Consider the following 13,786-nt stretch of genomic DNA (forward strand, 5'->3'; position numbering starts at 1 on the left):
GCGCTCCCTGGAGGGCGACCGGCCCTTCGCCGCCATCGTGCCCGCCGGCGTGCCCGCCGTCGTCGCCTTCACCCTTCCCGGCTGCGCCGACTGCCGGGCCCGCCAGGCCCCGGCCCTGCGCCGGCTGAGCGAGTCGCTCGGCGAGCGCGTACACGTGCGGACCCTCACGGTCTCGGAGCACCCGGAGCTGGCCGACAAGCTCGGCCTGCTGACGGTGCCGGCCACCGCCGTGGTGGACGCGCGGGGCGTGCTGCGCCACCTCAACCAGGGCTTCGCCGACGAGGGCCGGCTGGCGGGGCAGCTGGGGGTCGCGACGGGTATGTAGGGGCGGGTCGCGACTTGCCCCTACTCCGGCGGCTCGACCAGCAGGCGGCGCATGATCTTGCCGATGAAGGTGCGCGGCAGGGCGGCGCGGAACTCCACGCTGCTCGGCATCACCGGCAGGTGCAGCCGCTCGCGCAGGAAGGCGAAGACCTCCTCCTCGCTGATCTGCTCGCCCGCGCGCAGCACCACGAAGGCCTTGATCGCGGGCTGGCCGTCGGGGCCGGGCACGCCCACCACGGCGGCGTCGATCACCTTGGGGTGCTCGTAGAGCACCTCCTCCACATCGCGCGGGTAGATGTTGTAGGCCCCGGCGATGATCATCTCCTTCTTGCGCTCGATCACCTGGAAGTAGCCGTCGGGCGTCATGCGGGCCACGTCGCCGGTGCGCAGCCAGCCGTCGGCCGTGAGCGCCTCGGCCGTCTCCTCGGGCCGCCCCCAGTAGCCCTTCATCAGCTGCGGCCCGCGCACCAGCAGCTCGCCGACCTCGCCGGCGGGCAGGTCCGCGCCGCTGTGCAGGTCGACGATGCGGGCCTCGGTGTTGGGCAGGGGCAGGCCGATCGTGCCGGAGCGCCGGTCGCCGAAGATCGGGTTGGCGTGGGTGGCCGGGCCGGCCTCGGTGAGCCCGTAGCCCTCGACCAGACGGGCGCGGGTGATCCGCTCGAAGCCCTCCTGCACCTCCACCGGCAGCGGCGCCGCGCCCGAGAGGCAGCCCTTGAGCGACGAGAGCCCGTACTTGCGCACGCCGCGCACCTCGTTGATCGCGGCGTACATGGGCGGCACGCCGGGGAAGATCGTCGGCCGCTCGCGCTGGATGGCCTTCAGCACGTGCTGGGTCTCGAAGGTGGGCAGCAGGACCATGGCGGCGGCCAGGGCGACGCTCATGTTCATGCAGGCGGTCATGCCGTAGGAGTGCGAGAAGGGCACCGCGCAGAGCACGCGCTCGGCGCCGGGCGCGGCCCCGGCGAACCAGGCGCTGGTCTGCAGGGCGTTGGCGTGCAGGCTGGCGTGGGTGTGGAGGACGCCCTTGGACTGGCCGGTGGTGCCGCTGGTGTAGAGGATCACCGCGTCGTCGGTGGCGTGCAGCTGCGGCAGGTCGCCCGGCGCGTCGGCGAGCATGTGCTGGAGCCAGAGCGCCTGGCGGGCGATCGCGTCGGGCACCCGGTGGCCCTCGCGCCCCTGGCGCAGCATGGTGAAGAGTCCGCGCTGGGTGGCGGGCAGGTACTCCTTGAGGTTGGTGTAGATCACCCGCGCCGCCGCGCCGGCGGCGCGGGCCTGCTCGACCAGGTCGGAGAACATGCTCAGGGCCACCAGCGTGCCCGCCCCCGAGTCGGCCAGCTCGTGGGTGAGCTTGGCGGCGTCGGTGAGCGGGTTGCTCAGCACGACGATGCCGCCGGCGAGCAGGGCGCCGTAGTAGCAGATCACGGCCTGGGGCACATTGGGCAGCATGAGCACGACCCGCTCGCCGGGGGCGAGGCCGGCGCGCAGCAGGCCGCCGGCGAAGCGCCGGGCCGCCTCGCGCAGCTCGCGGTAGCTGACCGTGCGGCCGTAGAACGAGATCGCCGGCGCGGCGGGGAATCGCTCGGCCGCCGCGTCGAGCAGGGCCGGGATGGGCGCCGGGGCGATCTCGATGCGGTGCGGCACCCCAGGGTCATAGTGATCTACAGATGCCATACATTACCTCGTAGGGCCGAAGCATCTGGCCCGATACGGATTTAGAGAGGGGTGAGGCATTCCTGGCCAGATGCTTCGGCCCTACACCAGGGCGGCGGAGAATCATCCGCCCCCCTCCCCGCGCCAGCTGCGCGGCCCGCGCAGGAAGCGGTCGAGCAGCCGGTTCACCGCGTCGGGGCGCTCCAGGTGCGGCAGGTGGCGGGTGTAGCGCACCACCTCCAGGCGGGCGTTCGGCATCAGCCGGCGGCTCTCCTCGGCCTGGCTGGCCGTGGCGATAAAGTCCCACTGGCCGGCGATCAGCAGCGTGGGCGTGGTGACGCGCGGCAGCACCTTGTAGCCGTCCCAGCGGAAGAGCGTGCCGGCCAGGATCTTCTGGATCACAAACACCGGCGCGTAGGTCTTGGGCATCACCACGGGGCGCAGGCGCTCCAGGGCGCCCAGGGAGACCGGCAGCTTGACGATGAACTCGTGCAGCGGGTTGATGTGCATGGCCGGGCCGGTGGCGATCAGCACCAGCCGGCTGACCCGCTGGGGCTGGCTTGCGGCGAAGGTGATCGCCACCGGGCCGCCGAAGGAGTGGGCCAGCATGATGAAGGGCTCGTCCACGCTGAGCTGGGTGAGCAGCTGAGTGATGTCCCAGAGAAACTCCTCCAGCGAGTAGCTGGACTGGACCACCTCGGAGAGCCCGTGGCCGCGCAGGTCGGGCGCGATCACCCGGTGGTCGCGGGCCAGGTGCGCGATCTGCGGCCCCCACTGGTCGGCGTTGCCGGCGCAGCCGTGGATGCAGACCACGGTGCCGCGTCCCGGCCCCTCAAGCGGGCCGATGTCGACCACGCTGAGGCGCACGGGCGCGGTGCCGGCCACCTGGATCTCTTTGCGGTAGGGGCTGAGGTCGATCGGCATTACTTCATCCCGATGTATGTTGGGATCGCGTAGGGCCGAAGCATTGGGCGGTCGCGCCTGCGGCGCGACCGCCCAATGCTTCGGCCCTACACCGTGATGGCTGCGGCTTCCCCCTTCAGAAACGCCCGCGCCTCGCGGCAGAACGCCCGCGGGCGCTCGTCCATCGGGTTGTGCAGGGCACCGGGGATCTCGACATAGCTGGCGCCGGGGATGCGCGCGGCCAGGCGGCGGGAGAGCGGCGCGGGCACGAGCGCGTCGAGCTGGCCGCTGAGCACCATCGTCGGCGTGGCGATCTGGGCCAGGCGGTCGCCGCCCTGGCTGGCGAAGAGCGAGCGCAGCTGGCGGTGTAGGCCCTCGGGGTCGAATCTGGCCAGGTAGGAGGCCCGGCGGGCCCAGGGCCGCAGCCAGCCGCCGCCGTGCTCGTGGGGCACCCGCGCGCCAAGTGGGCTGAAGGCCTGGCCGAGCAGCTGGCTCACCCGCAGGGCCGGCCAGCCGACGTGGGGCTGCAGGTAGGTGCGGGCGAAGAAGGGCATGTCCTGGGCGTCTATGGCGGCGTCGACCAGGATCAGGCGGCGCAGCAGGTCGGGCCGGCGCAGGGCCAGCTCGGCGGCCACACAGCCGCCCATCGAGTGGCCGAAGAGGGCGACCTCGCGCAGGCCGAGCGCGTCGCAGAAGGCGGCGACCGCGTCGGCCAGGCCGCCGATCGTGTCGGCGCGGCCGATCGGCGATCCGCCGTGGCCCGGGAAGTCGATCGCGAAGCAGCGGTGGTCGCGCCCGAGGTCGCGCAGGGCCATCCACCAGAGCTCCTTGAAGGCGCCCCAGCCGTGCAGCATCACCAGGGCCGGCCCGGCGTCGCCGGCGCGCAGGTAGCTGATGTCGAGGCCCGCGTGTCGCTCCTGGCTGATCGTGGCGGGGTGGGCGCTGCGCTTTGGCATAGGTGTGTGTCGCTGTGGCATGGGCGGTGTGCGATCCGCGGTCCGCTGGTGCCGTGATTATACCCTATTGTGCGGCGCGTCGCGCATAAGCTTTGCAAGACAATTGCAAATGTGTGATGAAAGGTGTAAACTATCCATACAATGATGTGCATACGCGCGCGGGGAAGGCATCGAACGCCTGGGCAGCTGTGTGCGAGGGGCACGTCGATGGATCGAACCCAACACCTGGAAAGGCCTGCCGAATGCCCATCCAACTCACCATGTGCCGCCTGTGTACCAGGAGCCGCCCAGAGTTTCTGTGCGCGGTCGCAGAGCTTGTCGCGTCATACCCCAGCGAGATCGATGTGGTCGAGCTGGAGTGTATGGCCGCCTGCGACGATGTGCCGGCGATTATGGTCGAGACCGACTACTACCCCCAGGTCGTCCCCCAGGATCTGATCCGGCTTGTCCGCGAGTGCCTCCAGCTAAGCACATCGTAGGGGTCGGGGCGGTGGGCGCCCCTAGAGCCTGGCCATGCCCGGGTGCGCCGACGACTTGCGGCGCACGAGCGCCCTGGCCGCCGGCAGGTAGGCCGCCGCCCGCCGCACATAGTCGCTGGACGCCGCGTTGGCCCTGATCGCCTCTGGGCTGACGATGCCCTGGTTATGCCAGGCAGCCAGCGTGCGCCAGCTCACCGGCGCCCCCTCCTCGGCCGCCCGGTACATCCCGCGCTCCAGGTTCGCCGCCAGGTACTCCACGGCCATCGCATCGCCGCTGATCTCCCGCGTGATCGCGGCGTACAGCTCCTCCTGTGAGGCGTAGGCGTCGGGGTCGATCCGGCTGCCGGCCACCCGCACCGGCACGCTGACCACGCGCGCGCCCGGGAGCGGCAGCTCGCGGCGGAGGATCTCCAGGGCCACCGAGGGGCGCAGGTTCGCCGGCCACACGCTGAAGTTGCTGCCCAGCGGGCTCTCGTTCGCCCGCCGCTGCAGGTCCTGGTAGAGCGGCGTGACGGCGCGCAGCGGCGCGATCTCGTCCTCAAGCCAGCCGAAGTTCTCGTTGTAGAGGATGGTCGCGATCACCGCGGCCAGCTCCTGGTCGCTCATGCCCGAGAGCGCCCGCGGGTTGTGGCGGCGGGCGGCGGCCAGGATCGCCGGCTGGAGCGCGGCCATGCGCCGGGCCATGTCGGGGCGGATGTAGGGGGCGATGCTCGGCCCCGGGGCGCGGGCGAGGTTCGGCCGGCTCCCGTGGCGCGGCCCCTCCTCCAGCGCGGCGGACGGCTCAGTCGCCAGGGCCACCCCCTGGCCGAGGACGTAGATGAGGATCAGCGCGAGCAGGCATGCCCGCGCCGCGCGGGTGTGTGAGATGATGAACATAATTGCCCCTGGCGATAGATGTGCTGACTTGCTGGTGCGGCATCGCACATCCCCACGTCGCCGTTGTGGCTCACCGGGCGCGAATCTACCACAGGTGCGGCGCGGTGTACATCCGCACCAGGGCCGATCTCTCGCGCACCCGCTGTCACCGCCCGACGACGGATACGCTTGGTGTGGCCGCGCTATCCACGCGTTGTTGCGCATTTTCTCCGCCCGGGATGTGGCCCTGTCGAACCGAACGCCGCGCCGACGGCCCGAAACCCTTGACACCCCAAACAGCGCGCCCGTATAATGGGGGCGAGATTGTGTCGTGGGGCGCAGCTGATGGCTACGCGCAATCTGCAATCTACAATCTGCAATCTACAATCACACTATGGATAGCGCCGCCTTCGAGCAACTTGTCGTCGATGCCCTGGAGAGCCTGCCGGCCCCATTTCAGGCCTACCTCGCCAACGTCGATGTGATCATCGAGCAGCGCCCCAGCCGCGAGCAGCGGCGGGCCCTCGACCTGCGCCCCTGGCAGTCGGTCTACGGCATGTACGAGGGGGTCCCGCTCACCGAGCGCAGCGTCGACACGCTGGCCCCGCCCGACACGATCATTATCTTCCAGTCCCCCCTGGAGCGCGACTTTCGCTCGCCCGCCACCCTGCGCGACGAGGTTCGCCGCACGGTGCTCCACGAGATCGCCCACGTCTTCGGGATCAGCGACGAGCGCCTGCGCGAGCTCGGGGCCTACTGACGCCAATGAAAATACGTCGCTCCGCCTCGCTGAGCACTATCGCCCTCGGCCTGATCTATACAGTCGCTGTCGTGGTGGCGGGCGCCCTGATCATTCAGACGCTGCTCATGGCCCGCAGCATCCCCCTGCCTCAGGCGTCGAGCCCCCAGCAGGTGCTGGTCGTCACGCCGACCGCCGTGGCCACCTCCGCCCCGCTGATCATCCTGCCCACGCCGGTGCCGCCCACCCCGCTGCCCACCGCCACCGACCTCGAGACGGCGCCGGTGAGCTACCACCCGAAGAGCGGCCGCTACATCGCCGTCTGGCTGCCGCCCAGCTTCAGCGGCGGCGCCCGCGAGTCCTTCGAGGCGAACAAAGATGTGATCGATGACGTCAGCCCCTTCTGGTACTCGACCGACTCCAGCGGGCGGCTCTACGGCACCCGCGACGATGAGCTGGTGCAGGTGGCCCACGCGAGTAATGTCCGGGTCATCCCCTCGATCCATAATGTCACCTCGAACCCCGGCGCCGTCGTCCCCGTGCTGCGCGACCCGCAGCGCCGCGCGCGCCACATCCAGAATATTGTGGACGAGGTGCTGGCCCGCAACTACGACGGCATCGACATCGACTACGAGTCGCTCGATAGCTCGCTGCGCGACGACTTCTCGGCCTTCATGCGCGAGCTCGCCGCCGCCCTGCACCAGAACGACAAGCTGCTCACCGTGGCCGTCCACGCCAAGGCCACTGACTACGGCGGCCTCGGCGGCTTCCAGGACTGGGCCGAGATCGGGAAGCACGTCGACCAGCTGCGGATCATGACCTACGACTACCACTGGCGCGGCGGCTCGCCCGGCCCCGTCGCCCCGGCCTACTGGATCGAGTCGGTCACGGCATACGCCCGCAGCGTGGTGGACCCGGCCAAGGTGCTGCTGGGCATCCACTTCTACGGCTACGACTGGCCGCCGAGCGGGCCGGCCACGCCCCGGCCCTGGAGCATCATCCAGGAGATCATCGACGAGCAGGGCGCCACCGTCAACTTTATGGAGAGCAACGCCAACGGGCGCGTCGAGGAGAGCTACTTCACCTACCGCTCACCCCAGGGCACCCGCCAGGTCTGGTTTATGACGAAGACCGGCCTGGCGTCGAAGATCAAGACGGTGCAGGACCTGGACCTGGCGGGGATCGCGATCTGGCAGCTGGGCTACGAGAAGCCCGAGTACTGGGAGACGGTGCGCCAGAATATGGTCGAGGACCCGACGCTCATCCAGCGGGCGATCAACCCGCTGCTGCCGGACCATTAGCATTGCAGATTGCAGATCGCAGATTTTAGATTGGGCGCTCTGCCCATAAACATATCTGAGCTCTGCAATCTGCAATCTGCAATCTGCAATCTATAATGACCACAGAGACCGCCGTCAAAGCCAATAGCAGCGAGGCCCAGCGCCTCTACGAGCGCGGGCTGGCCGCAGCCCGGGGCGGGCAGAAGCGCGTGGCCGCCGGGCTGCTCACGCGCTCGCTGCAGCTCGACCCGCACAACGAGCGGGCCTGGCTCTGGCTGAGCGGCGTGCTGGAGGACCCGCGCCAGCAGGCGTTCTGTCTCCAGTCGGTGCTGCGGATCAACCCGGCCAACCAGCACGCCCAGCGCGGGCTGCGGGTGCTCGAGGAGCGCAAGCTGCTTGAGGGCGGCGCCCAGCCCAGCCCGGGGCTGAGCCAGCCGGCCGAGTCCCTCGCCGCCGAGCCCGCCCCCCAGCACCACCCCGAGTCCTGGTGGGTCTCGTGGCGGCGACGGCGGCGCGACATCAGCCGGGCGCGCCTGCTGCTCTGGCTCTTCCCGCTGGTCGCCGTGGGCCTGGCGATCGCGCTCAACCGCACCATCGCCCTGGCGGTCGAGCCCGCCGCGCCCACGCCCGTCGTCACCGAGGCGCCGGCCGCCGCTGCCAGCGCGCCCCCGGCCACGCCGACGATCGAGCCCATCCTGGAGGCCGAGCCGCTCTCGGTGGTCGAGGGCCTGACGATCTCCTACCTGGGCGCGGTGGAGCCGATGCGCGCCGGCCTGCGCGAGGCGACGACGGACTACCGCAGCGTCACCAGCCAGCCCGGCGGCTCGGTCGGCTATGTGGCCGCCACCCAGCGCCTGCGGGCCACCGTGCAGGCGGCCCACGACGACATGGGCCGCCTGCGCCCGCCGAGCACGCTCCAGCAGGCCCACGACGACTACCGGCGCGGACTGGAGCTGGAGATCGAGGGCCTGGACGCCATCCTGGAGTTCTACGGCGGCTACAACGTGGCGAACGCCAACCGCGCGGCCCAGCGCTTCCAGGAGGCCCGTGCCTACATCGATCGGGCCAGCGCCTCGTTCAGCGCCCGCGCCCAGCAGATCGCCCAGCTCAGCAGCGTCAGCCCGAACACCGCAAGGTGATGATTGTAAGGGCGCAGCAGCGCGTACGCGCTGCTGCGCCCTTACAGGAGTATCCCCTATGATCTCCTACTGGCACGCATCCATAGGCCACGCCCCGCTCGCCGACGATGGCCTGCCCGCCGAGGCGCGGGTGGCCGTGGTGGGCGGCGGCGTCCACGGGGCGAGCGCGGCCCTCTGGCTGGCGCGCGCCGGCCTCGCCCCGCTGCTGATCGAGCGCGCCGGCCCCGCCGCCGGGGCCAGCGGGCACAACGGCGGCCTGCTGGTCTCTGGCCTCGCCGAGGGCTACCCCGCCGCCGTCGCGCGCTTCGGCCGCGAGGCCGCCCGCGCGATCTACGCCCTGACCCTGGAGGGCTACGGGCTTATGGGCGACATCGTGCGCGAGGAGAGCATCGACTGCGACCTGCGCCTGACCGGGAATCTCTCGCTGGCCCTGGGCGAGGAGGGCCTCGACGCGGCCCGCCAGACGGCCGCCCTGCTGCGCGAGGACGGCCTCCCCGCCGAGCTGCTCGACCGCCGGGCCGTGGAGGGTCTGGTCGGCGCGCCCCTGGGCGCCGAGATCCTGGCGCTCAACGCCTGGAGCGGCGACCTGCTGCCCGACCTGGCCGGCATGATCACGCCCGTGCGCGGGCAGGCCCTCTCCACCGGCCCGCTCCCGCCGATGCTGCCCGGCGGCTTCGGGGTCAGCCTCACGCCCACCGGCGAGTACGGCCAGCAGGCCCTCGACGGCCGGGTGATCTTCGGCGGCTTCCGCGCCGTGGCCCCCGGCCGCGACGTGGGCGTGCGCGAGCCCGGCGGCAGCCCGGAGGTTCAGGCCGCCCTCGACGAGGGCCTGGCCCGGATCTTCCCCAGCCTCGCCGGCGCGCCCGTCGAGCTGCGCTGGTCGAGCACCATGGGCTTCAGCCCCGACTACCTGCCGATCGCCGACGCCGTGCCCGGCCTGCCCGGGGCCTGGTTCTCCGGCGGCTTCTCCGGCCACGGCATGCCCTACGCGGCCATCCTCAGCCGGCTCCTGGCCGAGGCCGCCGCCTCCGGCGCGGCGCCCGCCGCCCTCGCCCCCTTCCGTCTGTCGAGATTGTAGATTGCAGATTGCAGATTGCAGATTGGGGCACACAGGGCTCAATCTGCAATCTGCAATCTGCAATCTACAATCGCCTTGCCCGCCCATGTGATCAGAAAGATCGCCGTGCAGGTCAGCACGATCGCCGCGCCCGAGGCCACCCCCAGGTAGTACGAGAGATAGAGACCGACCACCCCGCAGATCGCGGCCATCCCGGCGGCCAGCAGCAGCATCGGCATGAGCCGGCGGGTGAGCAGCGACGCCGTGGCCGCCGGGGTCACCAGCACGGCCAGCATCAGCGAGACGCCCACCGTCTGGATGCTGACCACCACGGCCACCGCGATCAGCACGAGCAGCAGGTACTCCAGGGCCTGCACCGGCAGGCGCAGGGTGGTGGCCAGCACGCTGTCGAAGGAGATCAGGGTCAGCTCCTTGTAGAGCAGGGCCACGGTGAGCAGGATCAGGCCGCCGAAGATCGCGATCCGCAGCAGGTCGCCGTCGCTCACGCCGAGCACATCGCCGAAGAGGAAGTGGGTCAGGTCGGCCGAGTAGCTGCGCACGGTGGAGATCATGGCGATGCCGAGGGCGAACATGCCGGCGAAGACCACGCCGATCGCGGTGTCCTCGCGCAGCCTGCTCCCCCGGCTGATCGCGCCGATGCCGAGCGAGCTGGCCACGGCGGTGCCCAGCGCCCACCAGAAGAGCGCCCCCCGGTCCCCGCCGTTGAGCAGGTAGCCGGCGGCGATGCCCGGCAGGATCGTGTGCGAGAGCGCGTCGCCGAAGAAGGCCATGCCGCGCAGCACCACGTAGGTGCCCACCACCGCGCAGACCACGCCGACCATCACGGCGGCCAGCAGGCCGCGCTGCATAAACGAGTAGGCCAGGGGCGCCGTTATCAGGTCAAACATATGGTGTCCAGGGTAGGGGCGCAGCAGCAGATGTGTGCCCCGGCGCACAGCGCCGGGGCACACATCTGCTGCTGCGCCCTTACATTTCATCCCCACAGCAGGTGTCCGCCACCGTCAGGATGCCCTCGCGGGTGACGGCCAGGTGCAGGTGCCCGCCGTAGGCCTCGACGAGCCGGTCGGGCGCGAAGACCTCGGCGGCCGGGCCGAAGCCGATCAGCCGGCGGTTCAGCAGCATCACCCGGTCGAAGTGGCGCGCGGCCAGCTGCAGGTCGTGCAGGGCGGTGAGCACCGTCACCCGGCGCGGGCGCAGGTCCTCCATAATCTGGAAGATCTCGTCCTGGGAGCGCGCGTCCAGGCCGGTGAGCGGCTCGTCCATCAGCAGGAGCCGGGCCTCCTGGGCCAGGGCGCGGGCCAGGAAGACCCGCTGCTGCTGGCCGCCGGAGAGCTCGCTGATCTGGCGGCGGGCCAGGTCCGTCATACGCACCAGCTCCAGGGCCTCGGCCACCAGGGCGCGGTCGCGGGCGCCGGGGCGGCGGAAGAGGCCGACCCGTCCGACGCGGCCCATCATCACCACATCGGCCACGCTCACGGGGAAGCGCCAGTCCACCTGGCTGCGCTGTGGCACATAGGCCACGGAGCTCGGGTCGGCCTGCTCGGCCCCGAAGTGGCGGATGCTGCCGGCGCTCGGGCGCAGCAGCCCGACGATCGCCTTGAACAGGCTGCTCTTGCCGGCGCCGTTCGGCCCCACCACCGCGACCTGCTCGCCCTCGCGCAGGGCGCAGCTCACGCCCTCCAGCGCGAGGCCGGCCCCATAGCTCACGCTCAGGCCGCAGATCTCCAGGGCCGGGGCCAGTTTAATCATGGTCTCGGGTCGTTCAACCGCGCGTAGGAGCGCCATAGGTTCCCCTGAGGAATTGCAGATTGTAGATTGCAGATTGCAGATTGAGCGCCTGGTTCTGCAATCTGCAATCTACAATCTGCAATCTGCAATCACATTAGCGTAGCGCGCCGACGATCGTGCTCACGTTTGAGCGCATGTAGTCGATGTAGGTCGCCCCCGGCCCGTCGGGCGGGGTGAGCGACTCGGTCAGGACGGTGACCAGCTTCACGCCGGTGTCCTGGGCCAGGCGCTCGGCCATGCTGGGGTTCGACACATTGCCCACGAAGATCGCCTTCACCCCCAGGCTGCGGATCTGATCCTGGAGCGCGGCCAGGTCCTGCGCCGATGCCTCGGCGGCCGAGCTGCCCCCCGGGATGATCGTGCCCACCTGCGTCAGGCCGTAGCGGTCGGCCAGATAGCCGAAGACGGCGTGGTCGGTGACGAGCAGGCGCTGCGCGGGCGGGATGGTGGCGAACTCCTGGGCGGCCCAGGCGTCCAGCTCGCTCAGCTTTATATTATACGCCTCCGCGTTGGCCGCGTAGAATCCGGCGTTGGTCGGGTCGATCCGGCTCAGGCTCTCGCTGATCGCCGAGGTCCAGTACTTCACGTTGTTCGGGTCCGTCCATGTGTGCGGGTCGTCGCCGCTGTGGTCGTGTCCCGCCTCGTCGGCGTGGCCCTCGTCGGCGTGGTCATCGTCGGCGGCCAGCTCCTGCGCGCTCATCTCGCGCAGCGTGATGCCCTTGGCCAGCTCGATGAGCTCGGCGCTGCCGCCGGCGCTCTTCAGCAGCGGCTCCAGGAATGCCTCGTAGCCGGCGCCGTTGACGAATACTATCTGGGCCTCGCTGATGGTGACGACGTCCTGGGGCGCGGGCGCAAAGCTGTGGGCGTCGGTGCCGACCGGCACCAGGGTGCTCAGGGCGATCTTATCGCCACCGATCTGGCGCACCACATCGGCTACAATGCTGGTGCTCGCCACCACCCGCGGGCGGTCTCCGGCGGGCTGTGCGGGCGTCTGTCCGCACGCGCCTAAGGCGAGGGCTGCGATCGCGAGCATGGGCAGTAGATACCTGTGTCTCATGGTCCCTTACCTGTAGTAAATGAAACATTGTCTCAATAAGGCGGGATTATCGCACTGGCGCTGGGAGTTGTCAAATTGGAGCCACCTATGACCTCGTGGAAGTCGTACCTATTCGTAACAGTGCAGTTTCTGTGCCTGGGCCTGATCGCGCTCAGCGGGCCGGCGCCGAGCGCGCTGGGGCCGCTAGCGCTGGTGGCGTGCGGGCTGCTGCTGGGGGCCTGGGGCGTGCTGGCGATGCGCCTGAGCGAGCTCTCGGTGCTGCCAGACGTGCGCGCCGGGGCGCGGCTCGTCGAGGCGGGGCCCTACCGGCTCATCCGCCACCCGATGTACAGCAGCCTGCTGATCGCCTGCCTCGGCCTGATCCTGGCCGCGCCGCTCTGGTGGCGCTGGCTGCTCTGGGCCATCCTGCTGGCCGACCTGCTGCTCAAGCTGCGCTACGAGGAGGGCCTGCTGCTCCAGGCCTTCCCCGCCTACGCGGACTACATGCGGCGCACCTGGCGGCTGCTGCCGTTCGTCTTCTAGCGCGTTTTCAGCGCAGGGGTTAGGAGTCGGGGGTTGGGGGTTGGGCCTTGTGATGTGACAGCAGGCAGCATCTTGTGCAAAAAGGCTGCTTGAATCTGCACTAGCGATGCAGCGGACGCCTACGCGGCACGGCCGCGTAGGCGTCTGGGGAGTGGCGCGCAGCCTGGCGGCGTCGGGGCGGGTGCCGATCACGCGGGACGGCGGCGGCCACTTCTCGGCGGGATGACGCCGATGGTGAGCAGGATGTTGGCGTAGATCCGGCGCTCGCCGGTGGCGATGGCGAGGGCCAGGTCGGGGCCGCGGGCGGCGTCGTAGAACTGGAATCGCCCGAGGGCCTGGAGCTCGATCTCGGGCAGCAGCTTGCGGAACGCGGGGAAGATGTCGGGCTCGGGGCCGCTGTCGGGCACCATCACGTGGGCCGCCTCGATCGGCGTCGCCCCGACGATCACCCGCAGCACATCGGTAACCTTGACCAGGTCGGGGGCCAGGTTCAGGTAGACGCGGCGGGCGTCCGGGTGGCTGCGCGTCACCAGCGGGTAGTTGCCGTCGGCGATCAGGATCTGGGCGCCGTGGCCCGCCGCGCCGAGGCCGGCGAGGATCTCGGGGTGTAGCAGCTGGTAGGTCAGCATGTCTAGCTCCTGATAGGTAGCGCTGCGCGGTGCGCGTGGCGCCGCTGCCGTCAACCTGCGCTCACATCGTCGCCCCGAGGATCCAGGGGTTGAACTCCTCCTCGCCGATGTCCTGGGCCTCGCTGAGGCTCGGCTCGCCCGAGGCGAGGGCGATCAGCCGCTCGAAGATCTCGCGGCCGACCTCCTCGACCGTGACGCCCTCCAGGACCCGGCCGGCGTTGATGTCCATATCGCCGCGCATGCGCTGGTAGGTGGCGCTGTTGGTGGCGATCTTCAGGCTCGGCGCGGGCTTGAAGCCGAAGCAGCTACCGCGCCCGGTGGTGAAGGCCACCAGGGTGCAGCCGCCCGCCACCTGGCCGGTGGCCGAGACCGGGTCGTAGCCGGGGG

15 protein-coding genes and 1 pseudogene are annotated in these 13,786 nt (G+C 70.4%); 7 read left to right on the forward strand and 9 right to left on the reverse strand.

The window, feature by feature from the left end:
- Nucleotides 1–325: co-chaperone YbbN (locus tag K2Z83_RS10780; protein ID WP_220595189.1), on the forward strand; the 325-nt coding region annotated here is incomplete at its 5' end.
- A gap of 20 nt (nt 326–345) precedes the next feature.
- Here K2Z83_RS10780 and K2Z83_RS10785 read toward each other — a convergent pair.
- The 3 genes from K2Z83_RS10785 to K2Z83_RS10795 form a co-directional block, all read right to left on the reverse strand.
- On the reverse strand, nt 346–1,995 hold the full coding sequence (locus K2Z83_RS10785) for a long-chain fatty acid--CoA ligase (RefSeq protein ID WP_220595190.1): 1,650 nt from the start codon (nt 1,993–1,995) through the stop codon (nt 346–348).
- Nucleotides 1,996–2,097: 102 nt separating this feature from the next.
- Nucleotides 2,098–2,898 (reverse strand): alpha/beta fold hydrolase, encoded by an 801-nt coding sequence (locus K2Z83_RS10790; RefSeq protein WP_220595191.1) that lies wholly within the window; start codon nt 2,896–2,898, stop codon nt 2,098–2,100.
- Between the two features lie 86 nt (nt 2,899–2,984).
- Nucleotides 2,985–3,833: an alpha/beta fold hydrolase gene (locus K2Z83_RS10795; protein WP_220595192.1), complete on the reverse strand. Its 849-nt coding sequence runs from the start codon at nt 3,831–3,833 to the stop codon at nt 2,985–2,987.
- Between the two features lie 242 nt (nt 3,834–4,075).
- On the opposite strand from K2Z83_RS10795, the gene K2Z83_RS10800 reads away from it, so the two are divergent.
- Complete coding sequence (locus tag K2Z83_RS10800) at nt 4,076–4,312, forward strand: NAD(P)H-dependent oxidoreductase subunit E (protein ID WP_220595193.1); 237 nt, start codon at nt 4,076–4,078, stop codon at nt 4,310–4,312.
- A gap of 21 nt (nt 4,313–4,333) precedes the next feature.
- Here the strand turns inward: K2Z83_RS10800 and K2Z83_RS10805 are convergent, their stop codons facing one another.
- Nucleotides 4,334–5,188, reverse strand: a complete 855-nt coding sequence (locus K2Z83_RS10805) for a hypothetical protein (RefSeq protein WP_220595194.1) — start codon at nt 5,186–5,188, stop codon at nt 4,334–4,336.
- Between the two features lie 373 nt (nt 5,189–5,561).
- Between K2Z83_RS10805 and K2Z83_RS10810 the strand changes: the two genes are divergently transcribed.
- The 4 genes from K2Z83_RS10810 (at nt 5,562) to K2Z83_RS10825 (ending at nt 9,403) form a co-directional block, all read left to right on the forward strand.
- The gene (locus K2Z83_RS10810; RefSeq protein WP_220595195.1) at nt 5,562–5,927 is read left to right on the forward strand and encodes a metallopeptidase family protein; all 366 of its coding nucleotides are present in this window, start codon (nt 5,562–5,564) and stop codon (nt 5,925–5,927) included.
- A gap of 5 nt (nt 5,928–5,932) precedes the next feature.
- A complete protein-coding gene (locus K2Z83_RS10815; RefSeq protein ID WP_220595196.1) occupies nt 5,933–7,207 on the forward strand; it encodes a glycosyl hydrolase family 18 protein in 1,275 nt (424 codons plus the stop codon).
- A gap of 95 nt (nt 7,208–7,302) precedes the next feature.
- A complete protein-coding gene (locus K2Z83_RS10820) occupies nt 7,303–8,325 on the forward strand; it encodes a hypothetical protein (protein ID WP_220595197.1) in 1,023 nt (340 codons plus the stop codon).
- Nucleotides 8,326–8,383: 58 nt separating this feature from the next.
- Entirely contained in the window at nt 8,384–9,403 is a 1,020-nt protein-coding gene (locus K2Z83_RS10825) for an FAD-binding oxidoreductase (protein WP_220595198.1), read from the forward strand.
- A 38-nt stretch (nt 9,404–9,441) separates the two neighbouring features.
- Here the strand turns inward: K2Z83_RS10825 and K2Z83_RS10830 are convergent, their stop codons facing one another.
- The 3 genes from K2Z83_RS10830 to K2Z83_RS10840 all read right to left on the reverse strand — a co-directional run bounded on the left by K2Z83_RS10830 (nt 9,442) and on the right by K2Z83_RS10840 (nt 12,224).
- A complete protein-coding gene (locus tag K2Z83_RS10830; protein ID WP_220595199.1) occupies nt 9,442–10,290 on the reverse strand; it encodes a metal ABC transporter permease in 849 nt (282 codons plus the stop codon).
- A 79-nt stretch (nt 10,291–10,369) separates the two neighbouring features.
- The gene (locus tag K2Z83_RS10835) at nt 10,370–11,188 is read right to left on the reverse strand and encodes a metal ABC transporter ATP-binding protein (RefSeq protein WP_220595200.1); all 819 of its coding nucleotides are present in this window, start codon (nt 11,186–11,188) and stop codon (nt 10,370–10,372) included.
- A 97-nt stretch (nt 11,189–11,285) separates the two neighbouring features.
- Nucleotides 11,286–12,224 (reverse strand): metal ABC transporter substrate-binding protein, encoded by a 939-nt coding sequence (locus K2Z83_RS10840; RefSeq protein ID WP_255603755.1) that lies wholly within the window; start codon nt 12,222–12,224, stop codon nt 11,286–11,288.
- A gap of 111 nt (nt 12,225–12,335) precedes the next feature.
- Between K2Z83_RS10840 and K2Z83_RS10845 the strand changes: the two genes are divergently transcribed.
- Nucleotides 12,336–12,770: an isoprenylcysteine carboxylmethyltransferase family protein gene (locus K2Z83_RS10845; RefSeq protein ID WP_220595202.1), complete on the forward strand. Its 435-nt coding sequence runs from the start codon at nt 12,336–12,338 to the stop codon at nt 12,768–12,770.
- Between the two features lie 188 nt (nt 12,771–12,958).
- Here the strand turns inward: K2Z83_RS10845 and K2Z83_RS10850 are convergent, their stop codons facing one another.
- The gene (locus K2Z83_RS10850; RefSeq protein WP_220595203.1) at nt 12,959–13,399 is read right to left on the reverse strand and encodes an RbsD/FucU family protein; all 441 of its coding nucleotides are present in this window, start codon (nt 13,397–13,399) and stop codon (nt 12,959–12,961) included.
- 61 nt (nt 13,400–13,460) lie between these two features.
- A pseudogene (locus tag K2Z83_RS10855) lies at nt 13,461–13,786 on the reverse strand (UxaA family hydrolase); the annotation flags it as partial.

Origin of the sequence: Oscillochloris sp. ZM17-4, from assembly GCF_019599295.1 — a bacterium.
In the GTDB taxonomy this organism is placed as follows: Bacteria; Chloroflexota; Chloroflexia; order Chloroflexales; family Chloroflexaceae; genus Oscillochloris.

Bases quoted from the DNA above. Each gene is read 5' to 3' on its own strand.
- K2Z83_RS10785 (WP_220595190.1), bottom strand. From the start codon at position 1,995: ATGGCATCTGTAGATCACTATGACCCTGGGGTGCCGCACCGCATCGAG.
- K2Z83_RS10790 (WP_220595191.1), bottom strand. From the start codon at position 2,898: ATGCCGATCGACCTCAGCCCCTACCGCAAAGAGATCCAGGTGGCCGGC.
- K2Z83_RS10795 (WP_220595192.1), bottom strand. From the start codon at position 3,833: ATGCCAAAGCGCAGCGCCCACCCCGCCACGATCAGCCAGGAGCGACAC.
- K2Z83_RS10800 (WP_220595193.1), top strand. From the start codon at position 4,076: ATGCCCATCCAACTCACCATGTGCCGCCTGTGTACCAGGAGCCGCCCA.
- K2Z83_RS10805 (WP_220595194.1), bottom strand. From the start codon at position 5,188: ATGTTCATCATCTCACACACCCGCGCGGCGCGGGCATGCCTGCTCGCG.
- K2Z83_RS10810 (WP_220595195.1), top strand. From the start codon at position 5,562: ATGGATAGCGCCGCCTTCGAGCAACTTGTCGTCGATGCCCTGGAGAGC.
- K2Z83_RS10815 (WP_220595196.1), top strand. From the start codon at position 5,933: ATGAAAATACGTCGCTCCGCCTCGCTGAGCACTATCGCCCTCGGCCTG.
- K2Z83_RS10820 (WP_220595197.1), top strand. From the start codon at position 7,303: ATGACCACAGAGACCGCCGTCAAAGCCAATAGCAGCGAGGCCCAGCGC.
- K2Z83_RS10825 (WP_220595198.1), top strand. From the start codon at position 8,384: ATGATCTCCTACTGGCACGCATCCATAGGCCACGCCCCGCTCGCCGAC.
- K2Z83_RS10830 (WP_220595199.1), bottom strand. From the start codon at position 10,290: ATGTTTGACCTGATAACGGCGCCCCTGGCCTACTCGTTTATGCAGCGC.
- K2Z83_RS10835 (WP_220595200.1), bottom strand. From the start codon at position 11,188: ATGGCGCTCCTACGCGCGGTTGAACGACCCGAGACCATGATTAAACTG.
- K2Z83_RS10840 (WP_255603755.1), bottom strand. From the start codon at position 12,224: ATGCTCGCGATCGCAGCCCTCGCCTTAGGCGCGTGCGGACAGACGCCC.
- K2Z83_RS10845 (WP_220595202.1), top strand. From the start codon at position 12,336: ATGACCTCGTGGAAGTCGTACCTATTCGTAACAGTGCAGTTTCTGTGC.
- K2Z83_RS10850 (WP_220595203.1), bottom strand. From the start codon at position 13,399: ATGCTGACCTACCAGCTGCTACACCCCGAGATCCTCGCCGGCCTCGGC.